Origin of the sequence: Streptomyces sp. H39-S7 (genome assembly GCF_027158205.1) — a bacterium.
Lineage (GTDB): Bacteria > Actinomycetota > Actinomycetes > Streptomycetales > Streptomycetaceae > Actinacidiphila.
Genome location: NZ_JAPVLU010000001.1, coordinates 247153 through 269439, shown reverse-complemented (window position 1 = coordinate 269439; position 22287 = coordinate 247153). Strand labels below are relative to the sequence as shown.

Annotated in this window: 21 protein-coding genes and 1 pseudogene; 14 read left to right on the top strand and 8 right to left on the bottom strand. The window is 72.0% G+C overall.

From position 1 onward, the window contains the following. Positions 1 to 10 precede the first annotated feature (10 nt). From O3X23_RS01330 to paaA, 5 genes are read right to left on the bottom strand one after another with little or no spacing between them, the layout of a single operon-like run. Entirely contained in the window at positions 11 to 1066 is a 1056-nt protein-coding gene (locus tag O3X23_RS01330) for a 2Fe-2S iron-sulfur cluster-binding protein (RefSeq protein WP_269269120.1), read from the bottom strand. Beyond that, positions 1067 to 1627, bottom strand: coding sequence for a 1,2-phenylacetyl-CoA epoxidase subunit PaaD (paaD, locus tag O3X23_RS01325; protein WP_269269119.1), 561 nt, complete (start codon positions 1625 to 1627; stop codon positions 1067 to 1069). Next, positions 1621 to 2337, bottom strand: a complete 717-nt coding sequence (gene paaC, locus O3X23_RS01320) for a 1,2-phenylacetyl-CoA epoxidase subunit PaaC (protein ID WP_269269118.1) — start codon at positions 2335 to 2337, stop codon at positions 1621 to 1623. The genes paaD and paaC overlap by 7 nt, the downstream gene beginning before the upstream one ends. Then, positions 2334 to 2621, bottom strand: a complete 288-nt coding sequence (gene paaB / locus O3X23_RS01315) for a 1,2-phenylacetyl-CoA epoxidase subunit PaaB (protein ID WP_269269117.1) — start codon at positions 2619 to 2621, stop codon at positions 2334 to 2336. The genes paaC and paaB overlap by 4 nt, the downstream gene beginning before the upstream one ends. Further along, positions 2621 to 3595 (bottom strand): 1,2-phenylacetyl-CoA epoxidase subunit PaaA, encoded by a 975-nt coding sequence (gene paaA, locus O3X23_RS01310; protein WP_269269116.1) that lies wholly within the window; start codon positions 3593 to 3595, stop codon positions 2621 to 2623. The genes paaB and paaA overlap by 1 nt, the downstream gene beginning before the upstream one ends. 189 nt (positions 3596 to 3784) lie before the next feature. On the opposite strand from paaA, the gene O3X23_RS01305 reads away from it, so the two are divergent. Then, the gene (locus O3X23_RS01305) at positions 3785 to 4546 is read left to right on the top strand and encodes a DUF5819 family protein (protein WP_269269115.1); all 762 of its coding nucleotides are present in this window, start codon (positions 3785 to 3787) and stop codon (positions 4544 to 4546) included. Next, positions 4543 to 5904, top strand: a complete 1362-nt coding sequence (locus O3X23_RS01300; protein ID WP_443047658.1) for an HTTM domain-containing protein — start codon at positions 4543 to 4545, stop codon at positions 5902 to 5904. Before O3X23_RS01305 ends, O3X23_RS01300 begins: the two co-directional genes overlap by 4 nt. Here the strand turns inward: O3X23_RS01300 and O3X23_RS01295 are convergent. Together O3X23_RS01295 and paaN are read right to left on the bottom strand one after the other, a co-directional pair. Next, positions 5901 to 6674, bottom strand: a complete 774-nt coding sequence (locus O3X23_RS01295) for a TrmH family RNA methyltransferase (RefSeq protein ID WP_269269114.1) — start codon at positions 6672 to 6674, stop codon at positions 5901 to 5903. The two genes, O3X23_RS01300 and O3X23_RS01295, sit on opposite strands and share 4 nt — an antisense overlap. Before the next feature lie 148 nt (positions 6675 to 6822). Then, positions 6823 to 8499, bottom strand: coding sequence for a phenylacetic acid degradation protein PaaN (gene paaN, locus O3X23_RS01290; protein WP_269269230.1), 1677 nt, complete (start codon positions 8497 to 8499; stop codon positions 6823 to 6825). A 121-nt stretch (positions 8500 to 8620) separates the two neighbouring features. Between paaN and O3X23_RS01285 the strand changes: the two genes are divergently transcribed. Genes O3X23_RS01285 through O3X23_RS01275 form a run of 3 tightly spaced genes read left to right on the top strand, consistent with a single transcriptional unit; the run spans position 8621 to position 11560 of the window. Then, positions 8621 to 10126, top strand: a complete 1506-nt coding sequence (locus tag O3X23_RS01285) for a 3-hydroxyacyl-CoA dehydrogenase (protein WP_269269113.1) — start codon at positions 8621 to 8623, stop codon at positions 10124 to 10126. A gap of 8 nt (positions 10127 to 10134) precedes the next feature. Continuing rightward, positions 10135 to 10737 (top strand): TetR/AcrR family transcriptional regulator, encoded by a 603-nt coding sequence (locus O3X23_RS01280; RefSeq protein ID WP_269269112.1) that lies wholly within the window; start codon positions 10135 to 10137, stop codon positions 10735 to 10737. 58 nt (positions 10738 to 10795) lie between these two features. Further along, positions 10796 to 11560, top strand: coding sequence for an alpha/beta hydrolase family protein (locus O3X23_RS01275; RefSeq protein WP_269269111.1), 765 nt, complete (start codon positions 10796 to 10798; stop codon positions 11558 to 11560). 51 nt (positions 11561 to 11611) lie between these two features. On the opposite strand, the gene O3X23_RS01270 is transcribed toward O3X23_RS01275, so the two are convergent. Beyond that, on the bottom strand, positions 11612 to 12094 hold the full coding sequence (locus O3X23_RS01270) for an Lrp/AsnC family transcriptional regulator (RefSeq protein WP_269269228.1): 483 nt from the start codon (positions 12092 to 12094) through the stop codon (positions 11612 to 11614). A gap of 161 nt (positions 12095 to 12255) precedes the next feature. On the opposite strand from O3X23_RS01270, the gene pdhA reads away from it, so the two are divergent. From pdhA to O3X23_RS01225, 9 genes and pseudogenes are all read left to right on the top strand, one after another. Beyond that, a complete protein-coding gene (pdhA, locus tag O3X23_RS01265; protein ID WP_269269225.1) occupies positions 12256 to 13422 on the top strand; it encodes a pyruvate dehydrogenase (acetyl-transferring) E1 component subunit alpha in 1167 nt (388 codons plus the stop codon). Further along, a complete protein-coding gene (locus tag O3X23_RS01260; protein ID WP_269269110.1) occupies positions 13419 to 14441 on the top strand; it encodes an alpha-ketoacid dehydrogenase subunit beta in 1023 nt (340 codons plus the stop codon). The genes pdhA and O3X23_RS01260 overlap by 4 nt, the downstream gene beginning before the upstream one ends. Beyond that, on the top strand, positions 14441 to 15823 hold the full coding sequence (locus O3X23_RS01255) for a dihydrolipoamide acetyltransferase family protein (protein WP_269269109.1): 1383 nt from the start codon (positions 14441 to 14443) through the stop codon (positions 15821 to 15823). The genes O3X23_RS01260 and O3X23_RS01255 overlap by 1 nt, the downstream gene beginning before the upstream one ends. 81 nt (positions 15824 to 15904) lie before the next feature. Continuing rightward, positions 15905 to 16827 (top strand): annotated as a pseudogene (locus tag O3X23_RS01250) (NTP transferase domain-containing protein). After that, complete coding sequence (locus O3X23_RS01245; protein ID WP_269269108.1) at positions 16824 to 18260, top strand: molybdopterin molybdotransferase MoeA; 1437 nt, start codon at positions 16824 to 16826, stop codon at positions 18258 to 18260. The pseudogene O3X23_RS01250 and the gene O3X23_RS01245 overlap by 4 nt, the downstream one beginning before the upstream one ends. A gap of 49 nt (positions 18261 to 18309) precedes the next feature. After that, positions 18310 to 19482, top strand: coding sequence for a potassium channel family protein (locus tag O3X23_RS01240; protein ID WP_443047657.1), 1173 nt, complete (start codon positions 18310 to 18312; stop codon positions 19480 to 19482). A 10-nt stretch (positions 19483 to 19492) separates the two neighbouring features. After that, positions 19493 to 20449 carry an NAD(P)H-quinone oxidoreductase gene (locus tag O3X23_RS01235; RefSeq protein WP_269269107.1) on the top strand — a complete coding sequence of 319 codons (957 nt, stop codon included), beginning with the start codon at positions 19493 to 19495 and terminating at the stop codon, positions 20447 to 20449. A gap of 791 nt (positions 20450 to 21240) precedes the next feature. Beyond that, a complete protein-coding gene (locus O3X23_RS01230) occupies positions 21241 to 21465 on the top strand; it encodes a hypothetical protein (protein WP_269269106.1) in 225 nt (74 codons plus the stop codon). A gap of 88 nt (positions 21466 to 21553) precedes the next feature. After that, on the top strand, positions 21554 to 22261 hold the full coding sequence (locus O3X23_RS01225; protein WP_269269105.1) for a PadR family transcriptional regulator: 708 nt from the start codon (positions 21554 to 21556) through the stop codon (positions 22259 to 22261). Positions 22262 to 22287: the final 26 nt, after the last annotated feature.

Sequence of the window (22287 nt, the reverse complement as noted above, 5' to 3'; positions counted from 1 at the left end):
CGGAACACCGTTACGCGTCGAAGTCCAGCTCCACCCGGTCGGTGAGCGGGTGCGACTGGCAGGCCAGAACGTACCCGGCCTCCGTCTCGTCCGGCTCCAGCGCGAAGTTCCTGTCCATCCGCACCTCGCCCGAGACCAGCCGGGCCCGGCAGGTCCCGCACACCCCGCCCTTGCAGGCGTACGGGGCGTCCGACCGGTTGCGCAGCACCGTCTCGAGGACGGATTCACCGCCCTCGGACGGCCAGCTCCCGCCGCGCCCGTCGAGCGTCGCGGCGACCACGCTGCCGACCGGGGCCGGGGTCCGCGCGGGACCGGTCACCGGACTGTCGTCCACGTGGAAGATCTCCTGGTGGATCCGGGACCGGTCCACTCCCAGACCGCGCAGCGCCTGCTCGGCCCCCCGCACCAGTCCGAAGGGTCCGCACAGGTACCAGCCGTCCACCGCGTCCACCGGCAGGAGCGCGGGCAGCAGGGCGGCCAGCCGTTCCTCGTCCAGCCGGCCGGACGGCAGCCCCGCCTGCTGGTCCTCGCGGGACAGCACGTTCACCAGCTGGAGCCGGTCCGGGTAGCGGTCCTTGAGGTCGGCGATCTCCTCCAGGAACATCGTCGAAGCGGCGGTCCGGTCGCTGCGCACCAGGCAGAAGCGGGCCGCCGGCTCCCGTCCGAGGACGGTGGCGATGTGCGAGAGCACCGGGGTGATGCCACTGCCGCCGACCACGGCCGCGAAGTAGCCGGGGCGCGGGTCGAGGATGAACCGGCCCATCGGCGGCATGACGTCCACGACGTCGCCCACGGCCAGCTCCTTGTGGGCGTACACCGAGAACTCGCCGCCCTCGACCAGCCGCACGCCGACCCGCAGCCTCTCCGGCCCCGCGGGGCCGGGGGCCGGGTCGCAGACCGAGTACGTCCGCCGGATCTCGGTCCCGTCCACGAACCGGCGCACCGCGAGGTGCTGGCCTGCCGCGAAGCGGTACGTCTCGCGCAGGGGGGCGGGCACATCGAAGGTCACGGTCACCGAATCGTCCGTGAGCCGCTCGATCCCGGTGACCCGGAGCGGATGGAACATTCACAACTCCTTGAAGTGGTCGAACGGTTCGCGGCAGCTCTCGCAGCGGCGCAGGGACTTGCACGCGGTGGAGGAGAACCGGCTCAGCACGGTGGTGTCCACCGAGCCGCAGTGCGGGCAGCGCACCGACAGGGCGACCGGGACCGGGCCGCCGCTGCCGACCGGGCGCGGCGGCGCTATCCCGTGCTCGGCGAGCTTGCGCCGCCCCTCGGCGCTGATCGCGTCGGTCGACCAGGCCGGCGCGAGCACCGTACGGACGGACACCTCGGTCATGCCGCGCTCGCGGAGGACCTGGGTGATGTCGGCGACCATCGTGTCGATGGCCGGGCAGCCGGTGTAGGTCGGCGTCAGCCGCACCTCGACCCGGCCGGGGCCGAGCAGCTGCAGGCCGCGCAGCACACCGAGCTCGGCGAGGGTGAGCACCGGCAGTTCGGGGTCCGGAACCGAGCCCGCGAGCCGCAGCAGTTCCGCCTCCAGCACGCCGTCCGGCGTGGCCGCGGCCGTCTCGTCGGCCCGAGCGGCGGCTGCCGTGCCGCCGGTCGCCGTGCCGCCGGTCACCATGTCGCACCCGGGTGGGCGCGGTGCAGGTGCTGCATCTCGGCGAGCATCCGGCCGAACGACTCGGTGTGGATGCCCTGCCGGCCCGCGCCCGCCGACCAGGCCGTCACGTCGGGACCCTCCGGCATCGTCAGCGTGGCCTGCCGGACGACGGCCGAGACGCGCTCCAGCCAGGGCTCGCGCAGCGCGCCGAGGTCGGTGGCCAGGCCCTCCACGGGCTGGAAGAGCTCGCCGGTGTACCGCCACAGGGCGTCCAGGCCCCGCTGCATGCGCTCGTGGCTCTCGGCCGTGCCGTCCCCGAGCCGCAGCGTCCACTGCCGGGCGTGGTCGTGGTGGTAGGCGACTTCCTTGACCGCTTTCGCGGCCAGCGGCGCCAGCTCGCTGTCGCCCCGCGCCAGCTCCGTGTAGAGCAGCTCCTGGTACGTCGAGAAGTAGAGCTGGCGGGCGATGGTGTGGGCGAAGTCGCCGTTCGGCTGCTCGACCAGCTGGACGTTGCGGAAGGCGCGTTCCTCCCGGCCGAAGGCCAGCTCGTCCTCGTCACCGACGAGGGAGAGCAGCACCCGGGCCTGGCCCAGCAGGTCCAGCGCGATGTTGGCGAGGGCGACGTCCTCTTCGAGGACCGGCGCGTGCCCGGCCCACTCCCCCAGCCGCTGGGCGAGTACCAGGGCATCGTCACCGAGGGGCAGCGCGGTGCCGACGAGTACCGGGTTCACAGGTGCCGCACCCCTTCCGGGATCTTGTAGAACGTCGGGTGCCGGTACGGCTTGTCGCCGGCCGGCTCGAAGAAGGAGTCCTTCTCGTCCGGCGACGAGGCGGTGATCTGCGTGGACGGCACCACCCAGATCGACACGCCCTCCGCCCGCCGGGTGTAGAGGTCGCGTGCGTTGCGCAGCGCCATCTCCGCGTCGGGCGCGTGGAGGCTGCCCGCGTGGCTGTGGTTGAGCCCGCGCCGGCTGCGGACGAAGACCTCCCACAGCGGCCAGTCAGTGGCAGTCATCAGCGCACCTCTCCGTGCTCGGTTCCCTGCTTGGCCGCGTATGCCGTGGCCGCTTCCCTGACCCAGGCGCCCTGCTCATGGGCGGTGCGGCGCTGGGTTATCCGCTGTTCGTTGCACGGCCCGTTGCCGCGCAGCACCTCGTGGAACTCGGTCCAGTCGATCTCCCCGAAGTCATGGGCGCCCCGCTCCTCGTTCCACCGCAGTGCGGGGTCGGGGAGGGTGAGCCCGAGGACCTCGGCCTGCGGGACGCAGATGTCGACGAAGCGCTGCCGCAGCTCATCGTTGGAGTGCCGCTTGATCTTCCAGGCCATGGACTGCTCGGAGTGCCCGGATTCGGTGTCCGGCGGGCCGAACATCATCAGCGACGGCCACCACCAGCGGTTCACGGCGTCCTGCGCCATGGCGTGTTGCGCTTCGGTGCCCTGGCTCAGAGCCAGCAGCAGCTCGTACCCCTGCCGTTGGTGGAAGGACTCCTCCTTGCAGATGCGCACCATCGCCCGGGCGTAGGGCCCGTACGAGCAGCGGCACAGCGGCACCTGGTTGGTGATCGCCGCGCCGTCCACAAGCCAGCCGACCGCTCCGACATCGGCCCAGGTCAAGGTGGGGTAGTTGAAGATCGACGAATACCGCTGGCGGCCGGCGTGCAGCTTGTCGAGCAGCTCGTCACGGCCGACGCCGAGGGTTTCCGCGGCGCTGTAGAGGTACAGACCGTGTCCGGCCTCATCCTGCACCTTGGCCATCAGGATCGCCTTGCGGCGGAGCGAGGGGGCGCGGCTTATCCAGTTGGCCTCGGGCTGCATTCCGATGATTTCGGAGTGTGCGTGCTGGGCCATTTGGCGGATAAGCGTCGCGCGGTACGCGTCGGGCATCCAGTCCCGCGGCTCGATCCGGGAGTCTTCGGCGAGTGCCGCCTCGAAAGCGGCGAGGAGACCGGCCTGCGGTGCCGCCTCCTCGACCGTGGCTGCCGTGGTCATGTGTGCCCCCTACGTTGTTCCGCTCCGGCTCAACCGACCGACCGATCGTTCGGTTCAATGGTCGGCTGAGCACCGTGGGGTGTCAAGGCCATCTCGGCGGCTGTGGATAACCCAGTACGGTCACCGTTGGCGCGAGGGCATGAGTAGCGTTCCGTGCGGAAGCGGAGCGCCGTGAGGAACGGGGAGACCATGGAGCCACCTGAGGGGCCGGAACCGGGACCGGACACGGAGCCGGGTGCGGTCGCGGGCGGGGCCACCGAAGAGGCGGAAGCTTCCGCAGCGACGGAGACCTCCGAAGAGGCCGAGGCCGCCGAAGCGTGGCAGCTGCCGTCCCTGTCCACCGGATCCTGGGTCGTGGTCTCACTCGCCGTCGCGGCCGTGGCGGTCGGCGTCGTCTTCCACCTGGCGATGGTGTTCCTGCACGTCGCGCCGTCGAACACGGCCAGTAACGAGTACAGGTCGACGGTCGACTCGTACATCTACCCCGAGTTCGAGCAGAACTGGAAGCTCTTCGCGCCCGACCCGCTCCAGCAGAACATCCACGTGCAGGCCCGCGCCCAGGTGCGCGGGCCTGACGGCGGGCTGCGGACGACCGGATGGGTCGACCTCACGGCGATCGACCTGACCGGCATCCAGCACACCCTCGCCCCCAGCCACACCCGGCAGAACGAGCTGCGCCGCGCCTGGAGCTTCTACACCTCCTCGCACGGCGACAACAACACACCCAACGGCGTGCGCGGCCAGCTCAGCCAGGAGTACGTGCAGCGGATCGTGGAGAGCCGGTTCGGCCCCACGTTGGACGGCGGTGACGTCGTCCGCGTCCAGGCGCGTTCGGCGACCACGTCGGTCCCCCCGCCCGCGTGGAGCGACACGAAACCCACCACCGGGACGCAGTACCAGGAGACGCTCTGGTGGTCGGTGGCCACCTCCGGACAGGAGAACGCCTCGTGAGCGCTCGCAAGGATCTGCCGCCGTCCCCCTTCGCGGGGCTCGGCGGCGCGCTCGACGCCGGCCTGACCCGTGGGCTGGCCCGGATCACCACCACCGCGGTGGGGCCGTACCAGAGCGCTGTCGTCCGCATCGGCTTCTCGCTGACCTGGCTGCTCTTCCTCCTGCGCGAATGGCCGCACCGGGCCGAGCTGTACGGTCCCGACGGCGTGTGGGCGTGGGGCATGGCCCAGCGTCTGATGGCCGACACCGACACGGGCTCCCCGTTCAGCGTGCTGATGTGGAACGACGGCCGGCTCTGGTTCGAGTTCGTCTACGGGATCTCGATCATCACGAGCCTGCTGCTGCTCCTCGGCTGGCGGACCCGCACCACGTCGCTGCTGTTCATGGTCGGTGTGCTGTCGCTGCAGAACCGCAGCATCTTCATGGGCGACGGCGGCGACAACGTCATCCACCTGATGGCGATCTACCTGGTGCTGACCCGCTGCGGGCAGGTCTGGTCCTTCGACAGGCGACGCGCCGATCGGACGCGGGAACCGGCACAGGACCGGGTCCCCGAGCAGGACCGGACCCCCGACCGGGACCTGGCCGGTGTGGGCCTGTGGTCGGTGTTCGGCGCCGCGCTCGTCCTCATCACGCTGCTGGGGAAGCTCGACCCGCTCTGGGGGACGATCTTCTGGGGCTTCTGGCTGGTGCAGGCGGCCTGGTGGGCCGCGCGGCGCAACGCGGCCGGCGAGCCCCGCAAGGTGCTGGACATCATCGCCAACCTCGTTCACAACGGCGGCATGCTCGTGATCGTCGTCGAGGTGTGCCTGATCTACGCGACGGCCGGCTGGTACAAGATCCAGGGCTCCCGCTGGCAGGACGGCACCGCGCTGTACTACCCGCTGCACCTCGACGATTTCACCCCGTGGCCCGCGCTCTCGCACACCCTCGCCGGTGCCGGCCTCATCGTCATGGCGATCACCTACGGCACGGTGATCGTGCAGGTCGCCTTCCCCTTCACGCTCTTCAACCGGCGGGTGAAGAACGTGCTGCTCGTCGCGATGATCATCGAGCACGCGTCGATCGCGATCGTGCTCGGCCTGCCGTTCTTCTCCCTCGCGATGATCGCCGCCGACGCGGTCTTCCTGCCGACGAACTTCCTGCGCTGGGCCGGCAGCCGGATCGCCGGCCTCGTGCCGGGCGGTGCGGGCGGCCAGGCCAACCCCCGCTCCGGCGACCCGCGTGACCAGGATCCGGACCAGGACCCGAACGATGACCGGGTGCGGGAGCTGGGTACGACGATCGGGCGGCCCGCCACCGAGCCGCAGCTGGCCCAGGGCGAGGCAGGTGGCGCGGGAGACGGCTCCCGCGTCTAGACGAGCTCCGTGCCGGGCGCGGGCAGCCAGTGGTAGAGCGCCATCGCCACCGTGGTGGCCAGGTTGAAGCTGGAGACGTGCGGGCGCATGGGCACCGCGATCAGTTCGGTCGCCCGCGCGCGCAGCTCCGGTGAGATCCCGTGCCGCTCCGAGCCGAACGCGAGCAGCGCGTCGTCCGGGATCACCGTGGACCTGATGTCCTCGCCCTCCGGATCCAGGACGTAGAGCGGGCCTGCCGGCAGGTCGGGGAGGTCCAGCCGTTCGACCGCGGTGGCGAAGTGCAGGCCCGCGCTCGCGCGCACGACGTTCGGGTGCCAGGGGTCGATGTCCCCGGTGGTGACCACGCCGGTCGCGCCGAATCCGGCGGCGAGCCTGATGACGGCCCCGATGTTGCCGAGGTTCCGCGGGTTGTCCAGGACGACGACAGGTGACCGCCGGGGCGCCGCGTTCAGGGCGTCGAGGTTGGTGCCGGCACCGGGCCTGACGGCGAGCGCGGCCACACCGGTCGGGTGGATGCGCGGCAGCAGCTCGCGCAGCACCTGCCCGGGAACCTCGACGAGGATCGCGCGGAGCCGGCCGGCCACGTCGTCCGCGAGCTCCTCGGCGAGCGCCAGGGCGGCGGCCCGGTCACTGGTCAGCGCCAACCGCACGTCGGCGCCGAAGCGCAGTGCGTGCTTGAGGGCATGGAAGCCGTCGAGCAGAACGGCGCCGGGGGCTGCCTCGCGCCACTGTCGTGCCGCACGCCCGGCCTCGTCTTCCGCTTCCGTCATGGCCTCAGCGTACGGCGCCACGAGGGCCGCCCCGCCAGGGCGCTGAGCTGGGCCGAACCGTACTGAGCGCGGGCGGGGGAGCCCCGTCCGGAGTGACAGGGCAACTCGGGACGGGGCTGGCTCTGAGCCCGGACGGGACAGACCCTTGCTACGCGGGCCTGCGCACCTCGATGACGCGGAAGCGGCCGGCCACGAAGGCGCCGTCGCACAGCGCCGCGTTGGCCGCCGGGTTGCCGCCGGAACCGTGGAAGTCGGAGAAGGCGGACGTCTGGTTGACGTACACCCCGCCGGTCAGGTTCAGGGAGAGCTGGGCGCACTCCTCCCAGCACGCCTCCTCCAGCAGCCGCTCCACCTCGGACGAGGTGGTGTAGCCGCCGACCGTCATGGCGCCCTTCTCCCGGACCGTACGGCGCAGCAGCTCCACCGCGTCGGCCGTGGAGTCGACCGCGACGGCGAACGACACCGGTCCGAAGCACTCCGTCAGGTACGCGGCCTGGGCGTCGGGCTTGGCCCCGTCCAGCTTCACCAGTACCGGGGTGCGGACCGTCGCCTCCGGGAAGTCCGGGTGGGTGACGGTCCGGGAGGCGAGGGCCACCTCGCCGATCGAGGGCGCCGCCTCCAGCCGTGCCTTCACATCCGGGTTGACCAGCGCGCCCAGCAGGGCGTTGGCCCGGGCGTCGTCACCGAGCAGTCCTTCGACGGCCGCGGCCAGGTCGGCCACCACCTCGTCGTACGACCGGTGGCCCGCGTCCGTGGTGATGCCGTCACGGGGGATGAGCAGGTTCTGCGGGGTCGTGCACATCTGGCCGCTGTACAGGGACAGCGAGAAGGCCAGGTTGCCCAGCATTCCCTTGTAGTCGTCCGTCGAGTCGATGACGACGGTGTTGACGCCGGCCTTCTCGGTGTAGACCTGTGCCTGGCGGGCGTTGGTCTCCAGCCAGTCGCCGAAGGCGGTGGAGCCGGTGTAGTCGATGATGCGGATCTCGGGCCGGAGGGCGAGCGTCTTGGCCAGCCCCTCGCCGGGCCGCTCGGCGGCGAGCGCGACCAGGTTGGGGTCGAAGCCCGCCTCGGCCAGCACCTCGCGGGCGACCGCGACGGTGAGCGCGAGCGGCAGTACGGCACGGGGGTGCGGCTTGACCAGCACGGGGTTGCCGGTCGCCAGGGAGGCGAAGATGCCCGGGTAGCCGTTCCATGTCGGGAAGGTGTTGCAGCCGACCACCAGCGCGACGCCGCGCGGGACGGTCGTGAAGGTCTTCTGCAGCCGCAGTGGGTCCCGCTTGCCCTGCGGTTTGACCCACTCGGCCGAATCCGGGGTGCGGACCTGCTCGGCGTACGCGTACGTCACGGCCTCCAGGCCGCGGTCCTGCGCGTGGGGCCCACCGGCCTGGAACGCCATCGTGAAGGCCTGGCCCGAGGTGTGCATCACCGCGTGGGCGAACTCGTTGGTTCTGACATTGATCCGTGCCAGGATCTCCAGGCACACCATCGCCCGCAGCTCCGGTCCCGCGTCCCGCCACGCGGGGATGCCCGCCCGCATCGCCGGCAGCAGCACCTCGATGTCCGGGTGCGGGTACTCGACCCCGAGCTCGATCCCGTAGGGCGAGGTCTCGCGTCCGGTCCAGTCGTCGGTACCGGGCTGGTCGAGCGGGAAGCGCTGCCCGAGCAGCGCTTCGAAGGCGCCCTTGCCGTCGGCTCCGTCTCCGTAAGCCTTCGGGTGTTCGGGGTACGGCGACCAGAACTCACGGGTCCTGATCGCTTCGAGCGCCTTGTCGAGAGTGCCGCGATGCCGTTCGATCAACGGGACAGCGGTGAGATCGGCGGCCATGGGGACCAACTCCTCGTCGAGCTGGGCTGGGTAGGGGAACACCGCTAGATTAACCGAATGTTCGGTCGGTTCAAGAGGGCGGCCGGAGCTGTGGACAACTTGGCGAGGAGCAGCCGGCATCATGATCGCGCTTGATCGGACCCACACCGTTGCCGTCATCGGCGCCGGCACGATGGGCCAGGGAATCGCCCAGGTCGCACTGGTCGCGGGCCACCGCGTGCGGCTCTACGACGCTGCTCCCGGCAGCGCCGAGCGCGGCGCGGCCGCCATCGCCGCCCGGCTCGCCCGGCTGGCTGAAAAGGGCCGGATGGACGCGGCCGAACGGGATGCCGCGCTGGCCCGGCTCGCTCCCGCGGCGGCCCTCGGCGAACTGGCCGGCGCCGCTCTCGTCATCGAGGCGATCATCGAGGACCTGCCCGCGAAGCAGCGGCTCTTCGCCGAGCTGGAGGACGTCGTCGACGACACGTGCCTGCTCGCCACGAACACCTCCTCGCTCTCGGTGACCGCCGTCGCCGGCGCCCTGCGGCGTCCCGGCCGCTTCGTGGGCCTGCACTTCTTCAATCCGGCGCCGCTCCTCCCCCTCGTGGAGGTGGTCTCCGCCGCGACCACCGACGAGGACGCGGCTGGCACCGCGTACGCGACCGCCGCCGCCTGGGGCAAGTCGCCGGTGCGCTGCACCGACACCCCCGGCTTCATCGTCAACCGGATCGCCCGCCCCTTCTACGCCGAGGCTTTCCGCCTCCACGAGGAGGCGGCCGCCGATCCCGCAACCATCGACGCGGTCCTGCGCGAGTGCGGCGGGTTCGCGATGGGCCCGTTCGAGCTGACCGACCTGATCGGCCACGACGTGAACGAGGCCGTCACCCGCTCCGTCTGGGAGTCGTTCTTCCACGACCCCAAGTTCACGCCGTCTCTCGCCCAGCGCCGCCTCGTCGAGTCCGGACTGCTCGGCCGGAAGTCGGGGCGCGGCTGGTTCCGGTACGGGGACGAGGAGGACCGGCCCCTTCCGGCGGCGGCGGCCCCCGCGCCCGCCCCCGAGCGGGTGACGGTCCTGGGTGACCTGGGGCCGGCGGCGGAACTCGTCGCCCTCATGGAGGAGGCGGGCATTCCCGTCGACCACGAGGAGGACGGTCCCGGGGCGATCCTGCTGGGTGACGACGACTGGCTCTTCCTCACCAACGGCGGCTACGCCACCGAGCGCGGTGACAGCGTCATCCACTTCGACCTCGCGCTGGACTACCGGGCCGCCACCCGGACCGCCCTGGCGCCCGGGGACACCGCGCGGCCGGATGCGGTCCGGGCGGCCGCCGGCCTGTTCCAGGCGCTGGGCAAGCAGGTCAGCGTGATCGAGGACGTTCCCGGCATGATCGTCGCCCGTACGGTGGCGATGCTCGTGGACCTGGCCGCCGACGCGGTCTCCAAGTCGGTCGCCTCGCCCGCCGACATCGACACCGCGATGCGGCTGGGCGTGAACTATCCGCTCGGTCCGCTGGAGTGGGGCGACCGCCTCGGCGCGCGATGGGTGTGCGAGGTCCTGACCGAGCTGCACGATTCGTGCCCCGGTGGCCGTTACGCCCCGTCGCCGCTGCTGCGCCGCCGTACGGCGGCCGACGGGAAGCTGTTCTAATCGTGACCATGGCCGAGCACCCCAGTCCGCGCGTCAAGCGGGACACGTACACCCCCGACACGCTGCTCGCCGTCGCTGTCGAGGTGTTCAACGAGCGCGGCTACGACGGCACCTCGATGGAGGACCTCTCCCGCGCCGCCGGAATCTCCAAGTCCTCGATCTACCACCATGTGCGCGGCAAGGAGGAGCTGCTCCGCCGCGCCGTCGGGCGGGCGCTGGACGGTCTGTTCGGCATCCTGGAGGAGCCGCGGGCGTGTCGGGGGCGGGCGATCGAGCGGTTGGAGTACGTCACCCGGCGTACCGCCGAGGTGCTGATGCGGGAGCTGCCCTACGTCACCCTGCTGCTGCGGGTGCGCGGGAACACCAGCACCGAGCGCTGGGCGATGGAGCGGCGCCGGGAGTTCGACCAGCGGGTCTCCGACCTGCTGAAGGACGCCGCGAGCGAGGGCGATCTCCGCTCCGACATGGACATCCGGCTGGCGACGCGGCTGCTCTTCGGCATGATCAACTCCATCGTGGAGTGGTACCGGCCCGAGGCCAAGGGCGCGATCGACGGGGAGCACGTGGCGGACGCCGCGGTGCGCCTCGCCTTCGAGGGGCTGCGCACGTAGCCGAACCGTAAGGTCCAGACCATTGACCTCCGTGTGGGGGCGCCGACACCATCCAGCCATGTACTCGGCTGGACGCATCCAAACCTTCCGCGCGGTCACCGCCGTGGCTCTGGCCACCGCGCTCCCCCTGCTCCTGGCGGCCTGTGGCGACGACGGCGGCAGCGGGGGAAAGGCGACGGCGGAGCCGTCCCCGACCGCCACGGTGAAGGCCTTCGACTGTCTGACCGCGGCCCAGGCCAAGGCCGGCTCGATCACGTTCAAGGACACCGGTGGCAACGCCGTGGACGGCTTTCTGGCGGGCACCGGTGCCACCGGCATCGTGCTCGCGCACCAGTCGGACGGCACGGTCTGCCAATGGGTGCCCAAGGCGCTCGAGCTGGCCAGGAGCGGCTTCCAGGTGCTGGCGATCGACTCCAACGGTGACGAGGCGCCCGAGGTCGTCGCGGGTGCCCAGCTGCTCCGCGGCAAGGGGGCGAAGAAGCTGGTGCTCATGGGCGCCTCCAAGGGCGGCACCTCGGTGCTGACCGCCGCCGCGAAGGTGCAGCCGCCCGCGGACGCGGTCGTCTCGCTCTCCGCGCCGGAGCAGTACGGGCAGATGGACGCGGCGGCGGCCGTCCCGGGACTGACCGCGCCGATCCTCTACATGGCGGCGGACGGGGACGCCGCGTTCGCCGAGTCCACCAAAGCGCTCAGCAAGGCCTCGGCGAAGGCCAAGGAGAACTCTCTTTTGATCGTGACCGGGGCGCACCACGGGGTGTCGATGCTCGACGACGCCGAGAACTGGGCGAAGGTCACCGCCTTCCTGAAGAAGTACGGCGGCTGAGCGGGGCGCGGCCCGCCCCGTGGGGCGTCCCGCGCTGTTTCCCCGGCCGGCTCAGTCGTCGACGACGAGGTCCGTCTCCTCGAAGACCAGGAGCGTCCGGCTGCTGAGGACCTCCGGTATGGCCTGGATGCGGGTCAGCACGAGTTCGCGGAGGCTGCGGTTGTCCGCGGTGTGCACCAGCATCAATACATCGAAATCTCCGCTTACCAGCGCAATATGGGCTACACCCGGAAGGGTGAGAAGTGTTTCCCGAACCGTCCGCCATGAGTTCTGAACGATCTTGAGGGTGATGTACGCGGACGCGCCCTGCCCGGCGCGTTCGTGGTCCACCCGGGCGGTGAACCCGCGGATGACGCCGTCCTCGATGAGGCGGTTGATCCGGGCGTAGGCGTTCGCCCGCGAAACGTGCACGCGCTCGGCCACAGAACGGATCGAGGCCCTTCCGTCCTCCTGCAGCAGCCGCAGAATCGTCCGGTCGATGGGATCGAGGGGGCGACTCTGCGGATCAGGCTCGGCCATCTGTTCTCGCGGCATGCCCCCGAACCTCCCTACCATGGACGGACTGGCTCCATTCCAGGCTGTGCAGAACCGTTTGTCCACAGGCTGAACGTACCTGTGGCCAAAATGCCTCCGACAACCGAACAATCGGTTGGGAGGACGTGATCCGTCCTCCAACCTACGAGGAGGTGCTCGCGATGACCGTCATGGACCAGAAACCCGCCCCTGGCCACAGGCATGGGGGACCCCAGCGCCCCCCCATCGACGCCACGCCACTGCTGCCCGAGACGGAACCGTTCCGGCTGCTGGGCACCCCCGACGCCGCCAAGCTCGACCCGGCGCTGCTCACCGAGCTCTACGGCCAGCTCGTGCGCGGACGCAGATACAACCGGCAGGCCACCGCGCTGACCCGGCAGGGCCGGCTGGCCGTCTACCCCTCCAGCACAGGTCAGGAGGCGTGCGAGGTCGCCGCCGCACTGGCGCTGCGCCCCCAGGACTGGCTCTTCCCGAGCTACCGGGACACCCTCGCCGTCATCGCCCGCGGTGTGGACCCCGTCGAGGCGCTCACCCTGCTGCGCGGTGACTGGCACACCGGCTACGACCCGCGCAAACACCACGTGGCACCGCTCAGCACCCCGCTGGCCACCCAGCTGCCGCACGCGGTCGGCCTCGCGCACGCCGCCCGCCTCAAGGGCGACGACGTGGTCGCGCTCGCCATGGTCGGCGACGGCGGCACCAGCGAGGGCGATTTCCACGAGGCGCTGAACTTCGCGGCTGTCTGGAACGCGCCGGTCGTCTTCCTCGTGCAGAACAACGGCTTCGCCATCTCCGTGCCGCTCGACAAGCAGAGCGCCGCCCCCTCGCTCGCCCACAAGGCGGTCGGCTACGGCATGCCGGGCCGGCTCGTGGACGGGAACGACGCCGCCGCCGTGCACCAGGTGCTCACCGAGGCCGTGGACCGGGCCCGCGCGGGCGGTGGACCGACGCTCGTGGAGGCGGTCACGTACCGCATGGAGGCGCACACCAACGCCGACGACGCCACCCGCTACCGGGAGGAATCCGAGGTCGAGGCCTGGCGCGAGCACGACCCGATCACCCTGCTGGAGCGGGAGCTGAAGGAGCGCGGGCTGCTCGACGACACGATGCGGCACGTCGCCGAGGAAGCCGCCGAGACGATGGCCGCGGACCTGCGCGAGCGGATGAACGCTGAACCGCTGCTGGACCCGATGGACCTCTTCGCCCACGTCTACGCCGAGCCGACCCCGCAGCTGCGGGAGCAGGCGGCCATGCTGCGCGCCGAGCTCGACGCCGAACTCGACGGCGGGCACACCGATCACACCGAGCATGCCGGAGCCGGTTCATGAGCACCGCGACCGCCCCCGCCCCCACCACCGCGCGCAAGCCCGCCACCATGGCGCAAGCGCTCAACCGGGCACTGCGGGACGCCATGGCCGCGGATCCGGCCGTGCACGTACTCGGCGAGGACGTCGGGGCCCTCGGCGGCGTCTTCCGGATCACGGACGGCCTCACCAAAGAATTCGGCGAGACCCGCTGTACCGACACGCCGCTCGCCGAGGCGGGGATCCTCGGCACCGCGATCGGCATGGCGATGTACGGGCTGCGCCCGGTCGTCGAGATGCAGTTCGACGCCTTCGCCTACCCCTCCTTCGAGCAGCTGATCAGCCATGTGGCCAAGATGCGCAACCGCACCCGCGGGGCGGTGCCGCTGCCGATCACGATCCGGGTGCCCTACGGCGGCGGAATCGGCGGTGTGGAGCACCACAGCGACTCCTCGGAGGCGTACTACCTGCACACACCCGGCCTGCACGTGGTCACCCCGGCGACGGTCGGGGACGCGTACGGGCTGCTGCGGGCCGCCATCGCCTCGGACGACCCGGTGGTCTTCCTGGAGCCGAAGCGGCTCTACTGGTCCAAGGACGACTGGAACGCGGACGAGCCGGCCGCGGTGGAGCCGATAGGGCGCGCTGTCGTGCGGCGCCCGGGACGCAGCGCCACCCTCATCACGTACGGCCCCTCCCTGCCGGTCTGCCTCGAGGCCGCGGAAGCGGCCCGCGAGGAGGGCTGGGACCTCGAAGTCCTGGACCTGCGCAGCCTGGTCCCGTTCGACGACGAGACGGTCGCGGCAGCGGTGCGCAGGACGGGCCGGGCGGTCGTCGTGCACGAGTCCGCCGGATTCGGCGGCGCGGGCGCGGAGATCGCGGCCCGGGTCACCGAGCGCTGCTTCCACCATCTGGAAGCACCGGTTCTGCGGGTCGCCGGCTTCGACATCCCGTATCCGCCGCCGATGCTGGAGCGGCACCACCTGCCCAGCGTGGACCGGATCCTGGACGCGGTCGGCCGGCTCCAGTGGGAGGCGCGCTGATGGCCGTCGTGAAGGAGTTCACCCTCCCCGACCTGGGAGAGGGGCTGACCGAGGCGGAGATCGTCCGCTGGCTGGTGCAGGTCGGCGAGGTCGTCGCCATCGACCAGCCGGTCGTCGAGGTCGAAACGGCCAAGGCCGTGGTCGAGGTTCCGTGCCCCTACGGCGGGGTCGTCACCGCCCGGTACGGCGCGGAAGGCGAATCGCTGGCCGTGGGGCGCCCCCTGATCACGGTGGCGGTCGGACCCGCGATGGGCGCCGGCGCCACCGGCGGCTCTGCCGGTGGGGGTACCGCTTCCGCTGACGGCGGCGCGACCGAGGGTTCCGGCAACGTCCTGGTCGGCTACGGCACGACCGCGCCCGGGGCCCGGCGCCGCCGGGTCCGGCCGGTGGCTGCCGCCACCGGGCGTCCGGCACCAGCTGAGCGGCCGGCGCCCGTGCCCGCCTCCAACCCCGTCCCGGCCTCCGTCCCCGTTCCCGTACGGGAGACGTCGTCCGTCGACGGTCCCGTGGCGGTCATCTCGCCGCTGGTGCGGCGGATCGCGCGGGAGAACCAGCTCGATCTGCGGTCCCTGACGGGCTCGGGACCGGACGGACTGATCCTGCGCGCGGACGTCGAGCGGGCGGTCGCCGAGGCAAGCGCCGGCACGGCGGAACCGGCCGCGGCCGCGACGGCCGGACCGGCCGTCGCCGTGGCGGGGGAGCGGGTGCCGTTGCGCGGGATACGGGGAGCGGTGGCCGAGAAGCTCAGCCGCAGCCGCCGGGAGATACCCGACGCGACCTGCTGGGTGGACGCCGACGCCACGGAACTCCTCGCCGCCCGGACCGCGATGAACGCGGGAGGCGGACCGAAGGTGTCCGTGCTCGCGCTGCTCGCGCGGATCTGTACGGCGGCGCTGGCGCGGTATCCGGAGCTCAACGCCACCGTCGACACCGAGCGGAACGAGATCGTGCGGCTGCCCGCCGTGCACATCGGCTTCGCCGCGCAGACGGAACGCGGGCTGATGGTCCCGGTCGTCAAGGACGCCCAGGCGCGGACCACCACGGACCTGTCGGCGGAGATCGCCCGGCTCACCGAGGCGGCCCGCAACGGCCGGCTCACCCCCGCGGACCTCACCGGCGGCACGTTCACCCTCAACAACTACGGAGTGTTCGGTGTCGACGGCTCGACGCCGATCATCAACCACCCCGAGGCCGCGATGCTCGGGGTCGGCCGGATAGCTGCCAAACCCTGGGTCCACCAGGGGGAGCTGGCCGTACGCAAGGTCGTCCAGCTGTCGTTCACGTTCGACCACCGGGTGTGCGACGGCGGTACGGCGGGCGGCTTCCTGCGGTTCGTCGCCGACTGCGTGGAACAGCCGGCGGTGCTGCTCGCCGCTGTCTGACCGAGTGGCCCTGCCCGCGCTTCGGGTCCGTGGAGAACCGTGGAGAACCGTCGGCCGGGGCCTCACGGCATACTGCGCGGCATGAGTGCACATGACGCCGTGGTGCTGGCGGGCGGCGCCGCCAGGCGCCTGGGCGGGGCGGACAAGCCGGGGTTGGACGTCGCGGGGCGGCCGCTCCTCGACCGGGTGCTGGAAGCGTGCGAGGGCGCTGTCGCCACGGTGGTCGTCGGCCCGCGCCGGCCCACCGGGCGTCCGGTGCTGTGGACGCGGGAGGATCCGCCGGGCGGCGGACCGCTGCCCGCCCTCGCCGCCGGTCTGGTGCGGGTCGGCTCGGACACAGTGCTGGTCTTCGCCGCCGACATGCCGTTCCTGACCCGGGCGACGGGGGACGCCCTGCGCGAGGCGCTGCGGGACGCCGAGGACGCGGACGGCGTCGTGCTGACCGATCCGTCCGGCCGGGACCAGCCGCTGGCCGCGGCCTACCGCACGGAGGACCTGCGCCGGGGGCTGGCGCTGATCGCCACCGAGCACGGCACGCTCGTCGGGCTGCCGCTGCGGCTGCTCGCCGAGGAGCTGCGGCTGCACCGACTGCCGGACCCCTCGGGTTCGGATTCCTTCGACTGCGACACCTGGGACGACGTGGCCGCCGCACGGGCGCGACTGGAGCAGGGGTGAGCCTGCGCGGCGATGGGCCACGCATCGGGGACGATGGGCGTGTGTTGGATGAATGGATCGCCGCAGCCAAGGCCGAACTGGGGATCGAGCTCGAGGTCGACACCACGGTCCTCCTCGACCTCGCCCGCGATGCCGCGCATGGTGTCGCCCGCCCCGCCGCCCCGCTGACCACGTTTCTGGTCGGCTATGCCGCCGCCCAGTCCGGGGGCGGCCCCGAGGAAGTGCGCAACGCTGCCCGCAAGGCAGCCGAACTCGCCGAACGCTGGTCCGCCGAGGCCGCCAAAGGCAGCGATACCGGGCCTTCCGCAGCAGGGAGCCCGGCCGGATGACGGATCAGGAGGCGGCCGCCCTCAACGCGATGGGCGAAGCGCTGATGCTCGCCAACGAGGGCAGGACCGCCGGCGGGTACGCGGCCGGGCACGGGGACCGTCCCCACCCCCACCCGGGCCCCGACCGGACCCCCAGCCTCGACCCCCTCGCCACCGTGGGTCTGGACACCGGCAAGGTGAAACCCGGTCCCGCGCCCGAGCCCGGGACTGAAACAGCCGAGACCGAGCCCTCACCCCGGCACCACGACCACACCTGGCCCGAGGCCCGCAGAGCCGCGCGCGCCGCGGGTCGGCGGCTGCCCGCCGTCAGCCGGCCGCTCGCCGGAGCGCTCGGTCACGCGCTCGCCGCCCCCCTCACCGCCCTGACCGACCTGCCGTCCTTCGACACCTCGGCGATGGACGGCTGGGCCGTGGCCGGCCCCGGCCCCTGGCGGCTGGAGACCCGGCAGCTCCTCGCCGGCCAGCGGCCCGGCGTCGCGCTGCTCGACGGCCACGCCATCGCGATCGCGACCGGCGCGGCGCTCCCGCCCGGCGCCACCGCGATCATCCGCAACGAGCACGGCCGGACCGAACGGCGCACCGACGGCGAGCTGCTGTACGCCACCCGCGGCGCGCCCACCCCCGGCCAGGACGTGCGCCCGCGCGCCCAGGAGTGCCGAGGCGGCGACGAACTGCTCTCCCCCGGCGTCGTCGTCACCCCCGCCGTGCTGGGTCTCGCGGCGGCCGCCGGGTACGACGAACTGCGCGTCATCACCCGCCCCCGGGTGGAGGTGCTGATCCTCGGCGACGAGCTGCTCGACCACGGACTCCCCCACGCCGGATTCGTCCGCGACGCCCTCGGCCCGATGCTGGCGCCGTGGCTGGAGGCGCTCGGCGCCGAGGTGACCGGCACCCGGCGCGTCGTCGACGAGGTCGGCGCCCTCACAGCCGCGATCAGCGGGACCACCGCCGATCTGCTGGTCACCACCGGTGGGACGGCGGGCGGACCGGTCGACCACGTCCACCCCGTCCTGCGGTCGCTGGGCGCGAAACTGCTCGTCGACGGGGTCGCCGTACGACCGGGCCACCCCATGCTGCTGGCCGAACTCCCCGGGGGCGGCCACCTCGTGGGGCTGCCGGGCAATCCGCTGGCGGCGGTCTCCGGCGTCATCACCCTCGCCGCTCCCCTGCTGCGCATGCTCGCCGGCCGTCCGGTCCCGGCCCCGTACACCGCGGCACTCACCGCCGACGTGCCCGGCCATCCGACCGACACGCGGCTGGTGCCGGTCCTCTTCGACGACGAATCGGCCGTCGTCCCGCTGCGTTTCCACGGCCCCGCCATGCTGCGGGGCCTGGCCACCGCCGACGGGCTGGCGGTCATTCCGCCCGGCGGCGCGGTGGCCGGGCAGGAGACGGCCGTGCTCGACCTCGGATGGGGGACCGCGGGTTGCTGATATCGGCCCGACAGTTACGGGAATGACAAGTGCCACGAGGTGAAGTCCGTTGAAACTGCCCCGCCACGACGCCGCCGCGGGCCGGGCGGACGGCGATTCCGACGACCACTCCGGTGGTGACCCCGCCCACAACCAGGCCGACGACCACGGCTGGAGCGAACACCGCGGCGGTCATTCCGCCGACCACGACAGCCCGGGCAGTCTCGCCTACCGGGTGATGTTCCCCCGGCAGGCCATCGGCCCGCTGGTCCAGGTGTCCCGCCGGCTGGCGATGGCGCTGCTCGTCCTGCTGGCCACGGTCCTCATCGTCTATCTGGACCGCGGCGGCTACCACGACAACGCCGACGACACCGTCTCGTTCCTCGACGCGCTCTACTACGCAACGGTCACGCTCTCGACGACCGGCTACGGCGACATCGTCCCGTACAGCGTCACCGCGCGGCTGTGCAACGTCTTCCTGGTGACGCCGCTGCGCGTCATCTTCCTGATCATCCTGGTCGGCACGACCCTCGAAGTGCTCACCGAGCGCACCCGCGAGCTATGGCGGCTCAAACGCTGGAGGTCCACCTTGCGCGACCACATCGTCATCGTCGGATACGGCACCAAGGGCCGGTCCGCCGCGCAGACGCTGCTCGGCCGGGGGATCGCGGTCGAGAAGATCGTCATCGTCGACCCCAGCCCCAAGGTGATCCAGGCGGCCACCGCCGAGGGCTTCGTCGGGGTGGTGGGTGACGCGACGCGCAATGACGTGCTGCTGCGCGCCGAGGCCGAGCGCGCCAAGGAGATCGTGATCGCCGCGCAGCGCGACGACACCGCCGTGCTGGTCACCCTGACCGCGCGCCAGCTCAACAAGCGCGCGTACATCGTCGCCTCGGTGCGCGAGGAGGAGAACGCCCCGCTGCTGCGCCAGTCCGGCGCGAACGCGGTGATCACGAGCTCCAGCGCCGCCGGCCGGCTGCTCGGCCTGTCGATGCTCAGCCCGAGCGTGGGGCAGGTGATGGAGGACCTGATCACGTACGGCAGCGGGCTCGACCTCATCGAGCGGCCGGTCACCAAGGCCGAGGTGGGCAGGGCGCCGCGGGACGTGTCCGATCTCGTCGTCTCCATCAAGCGCGGCCACCGGCTGCTGGGCTTCGACGACCCGGAAGCGGGGACGCTGCAGTTCGCGGATCGTCTGATCGCCATCCATCGCGCCGGCCCCGACCTGCCGTCCGGGGAGTAGCCTCGCGCTCATGTATGCGATCACCATCCCCGAAGCCGGCGGACCCGAGGCGCTCGTCTGGGCCGAGGTCCCGGATCCCGTACCCGCCGCGGGCGAGGTCCTGGTCGAGGTCGTGGCCGGCGCCGTCAACCGCGCCGATCTGCTGCAGCGCCAGGGCTTCTACGACCCGCCGCCCGGCTCGTCCCCGTATCCGGGCCTGGAGTGTTCCGGCCGGATCTCCGGACTCGGCCCCGGCGTCTCCGGCTGGGCGGTGGGCGAAGAGGTGTGCGCGCTGCTCGCCGGCGGCGGGTACGCGCAGAAGGTCGTCGTGCCGGTCGGACAGTTGCTGCCGGTGCCCAAGGGCGTCGACCTGGTGGCCGCGGCCGCGCTGCCCGAGGTCGCCTGCACCGTATGGTCCAACGTCTTTATGGTCGCGCACCTGCGCCCCGCCGAGACGCTGCTGGTCCACGGCGGTTCGAGCGGTATCGGCACCATGGCGATCCAGCTCGCGAAGGCGGTCGGCGCCAAGGTCGCGGTGACGGCCGGCAGCGCGGAGAAGCTGGCGGCCTGCCGGGAGCTGGGCGCGGACATCCTGATCAACTACCGCGAGGAGGACTTCGCGGAGCTGGTCACGGCCGACGTGATCCTCGACATCATGGGCGCGAAGTACCTCGAACGGAACGTGGACGCGCTGGCGGTCAACGGCCGGCTCGTCATCATCGGGCTGCAGGGCGGCGCCAAGGGCGAGTTGAACCTCGCCAAGTTGCTCACCAAGCGGGCGGCGGTCGCCGCGACCTCGCTGCGCGGGCGCCCGCTGGGCGAGAAGGCCGCGATCGTGGCGGCCGTGCGGGAACACGTCTGGCCGCTGCTGGAGGCCGGTACGGTGCGGCCGGTCGTCGACCGTACCGTCCCGATGGCCGAGGCCGCCGAGGCGCACCGGATCGTCGAGGGCAGTACGCACGTCGGGAAGGTCGTCCTGACGGTCTGAGGTCGCTCCGAGGTCGCTCTGGGCCCGGTCAAGCTCGGGTCAGAGGTCGGTCGGAGCTCGGTCGCTCTGACCGCTCGACCTCCGACGCCCGCCCGAGATGCCGCAATTGACCCCCTGTGTGAGGCTGTGTTTCACAGTGGAGTCGGTGGCTGAGAGGGGCGGGCGTCTTGCGTTCGGCACCCGGTGGGCGAGTGATGGCGGCAGCCGTACTGACCGGAGCACTGCTGCTCCTTCCGGTCGGGTCCGGGTGGGCGGCACAGGACCACGCGACGGTGACCGTGACGGTGCCGGGCGGGCTCGCGCTCACGGCACAGCCGCCCGTGATACCCCCCGCGATGCCCCGGATGCCGAAACTGCCGCGCCTTCCGGAGTGGCCGGAGTGGCCGAAGCAGCCGAGGGTGCACGTGCCGCCCGAGCCGTCGCGTCCCCCGATACCCGCGCCCCCGGCGTCACCCGGGCGGCCGTCGTGGCCGTCATGGCCGCCGCCGCCATCGCAGCCGCAGGAGCCCGGTCTTCCGAAGCCCAGCACACCGAAGCCCGCCGAGCCGAAACCCGTCGAACCGAAGCCTGGCAAGCCCAAGCCCGGCAAGCCGAAACCGGCCACGACGAAACCGGCCACGCCGAAGCCCTCGAAGCCGCATCACGGGGCACATGGCATCTCGGACGCCTCCAGCTCGGACGTCACCGACCCCGACTCCGGTTCCGGCTCAGGTTCCGGTTCCGGCGATGAACTGATCGCAGCGCAGTACCAGCCCCCGGACGAGGACACGCCTCAAGACCCAGGTGCCGCCGTGGAGTACGAGCCCGTGGGGCCGCAGTCGTCCACCGCGCTCGTCGTCCCGCTTCCGGTGCTGCCGAAAGCGCCGGCTCCGGTGCGTCCGACCGACGCTCCCGCCGTCGAACAGGAGGCCGGGGATTCCGTCGTCCGTGCGGTGAGCGTGCTTCCGCTCGGGGCGGGACTGACTCTGGTCGGCCTCGGCCTCGGCTTCCTCGGTCTCCGCCTGCGCAGAAGCTGATCCACCGGCGGTATCCGCCCCTTGCCGCACCCCTTGCCCCACCCCTCGTCCTTGCTCTCCGTGACCATACTCGGTATACATACTCAGTATGTCGATCCGTCACGGCCTTCTGGCCCTCCTCGATCGCGGTCCCCGCTACGGGTTCCAGCTGCGCACCGACTTCGAGTCCCGTACCGGCTCCACCTGGCCGTTGAACGTCGGCCAGGTCTACACGACCCTCAACCGGCTGGAACGCGACGGCCTGGTCGTGCCGGCGGGGGAGGACGACGGCGGACACGCGCTGTACGCCATCACGGATGAGGGACGCTCCGAACTGCGCACCTGGTTCTCCACTCCTGTGGACCGGGCGAATCCCCCTCGGAACGAACTGGCGATCAAGCTGGCGATGGCCGTCGGCTCGTCCGACATCGACATCCGCGCCGTCATCCAGGCGCAGCGGCACCACACCCTCCAGGCCTTGCAGGACTACACCCGGCTGAAGGCGCAGGCGCTCGTCGCCCTGGAGCAGGACCAGAACCGTGACGACGTCGCGTGGCTGCTCGTCATCGAGCAGCTGATCTTCCAGGCGGAGGCCGAGGCGCGCTGGCTGGACCACGCGGAGACCCGGCTCGTACGGCTCGCCGACGCGATGGCCGCCGACAAAGGCGGCGCCGACCTGAAGGACCCGAAGGACCCGAAGGACCGGAAGAACCGGACGGCGGATCCGGGGCAGGGCGAGCCGGGCGCGAAGAAGCAGGACGCCGTGGAGAGGGGTCTGCGGGGCGCCCTGGCGCGCTCGCGCCCCGGCCGCCGCTGACCCGAGCCCCCCGCGCCGCACCGCGC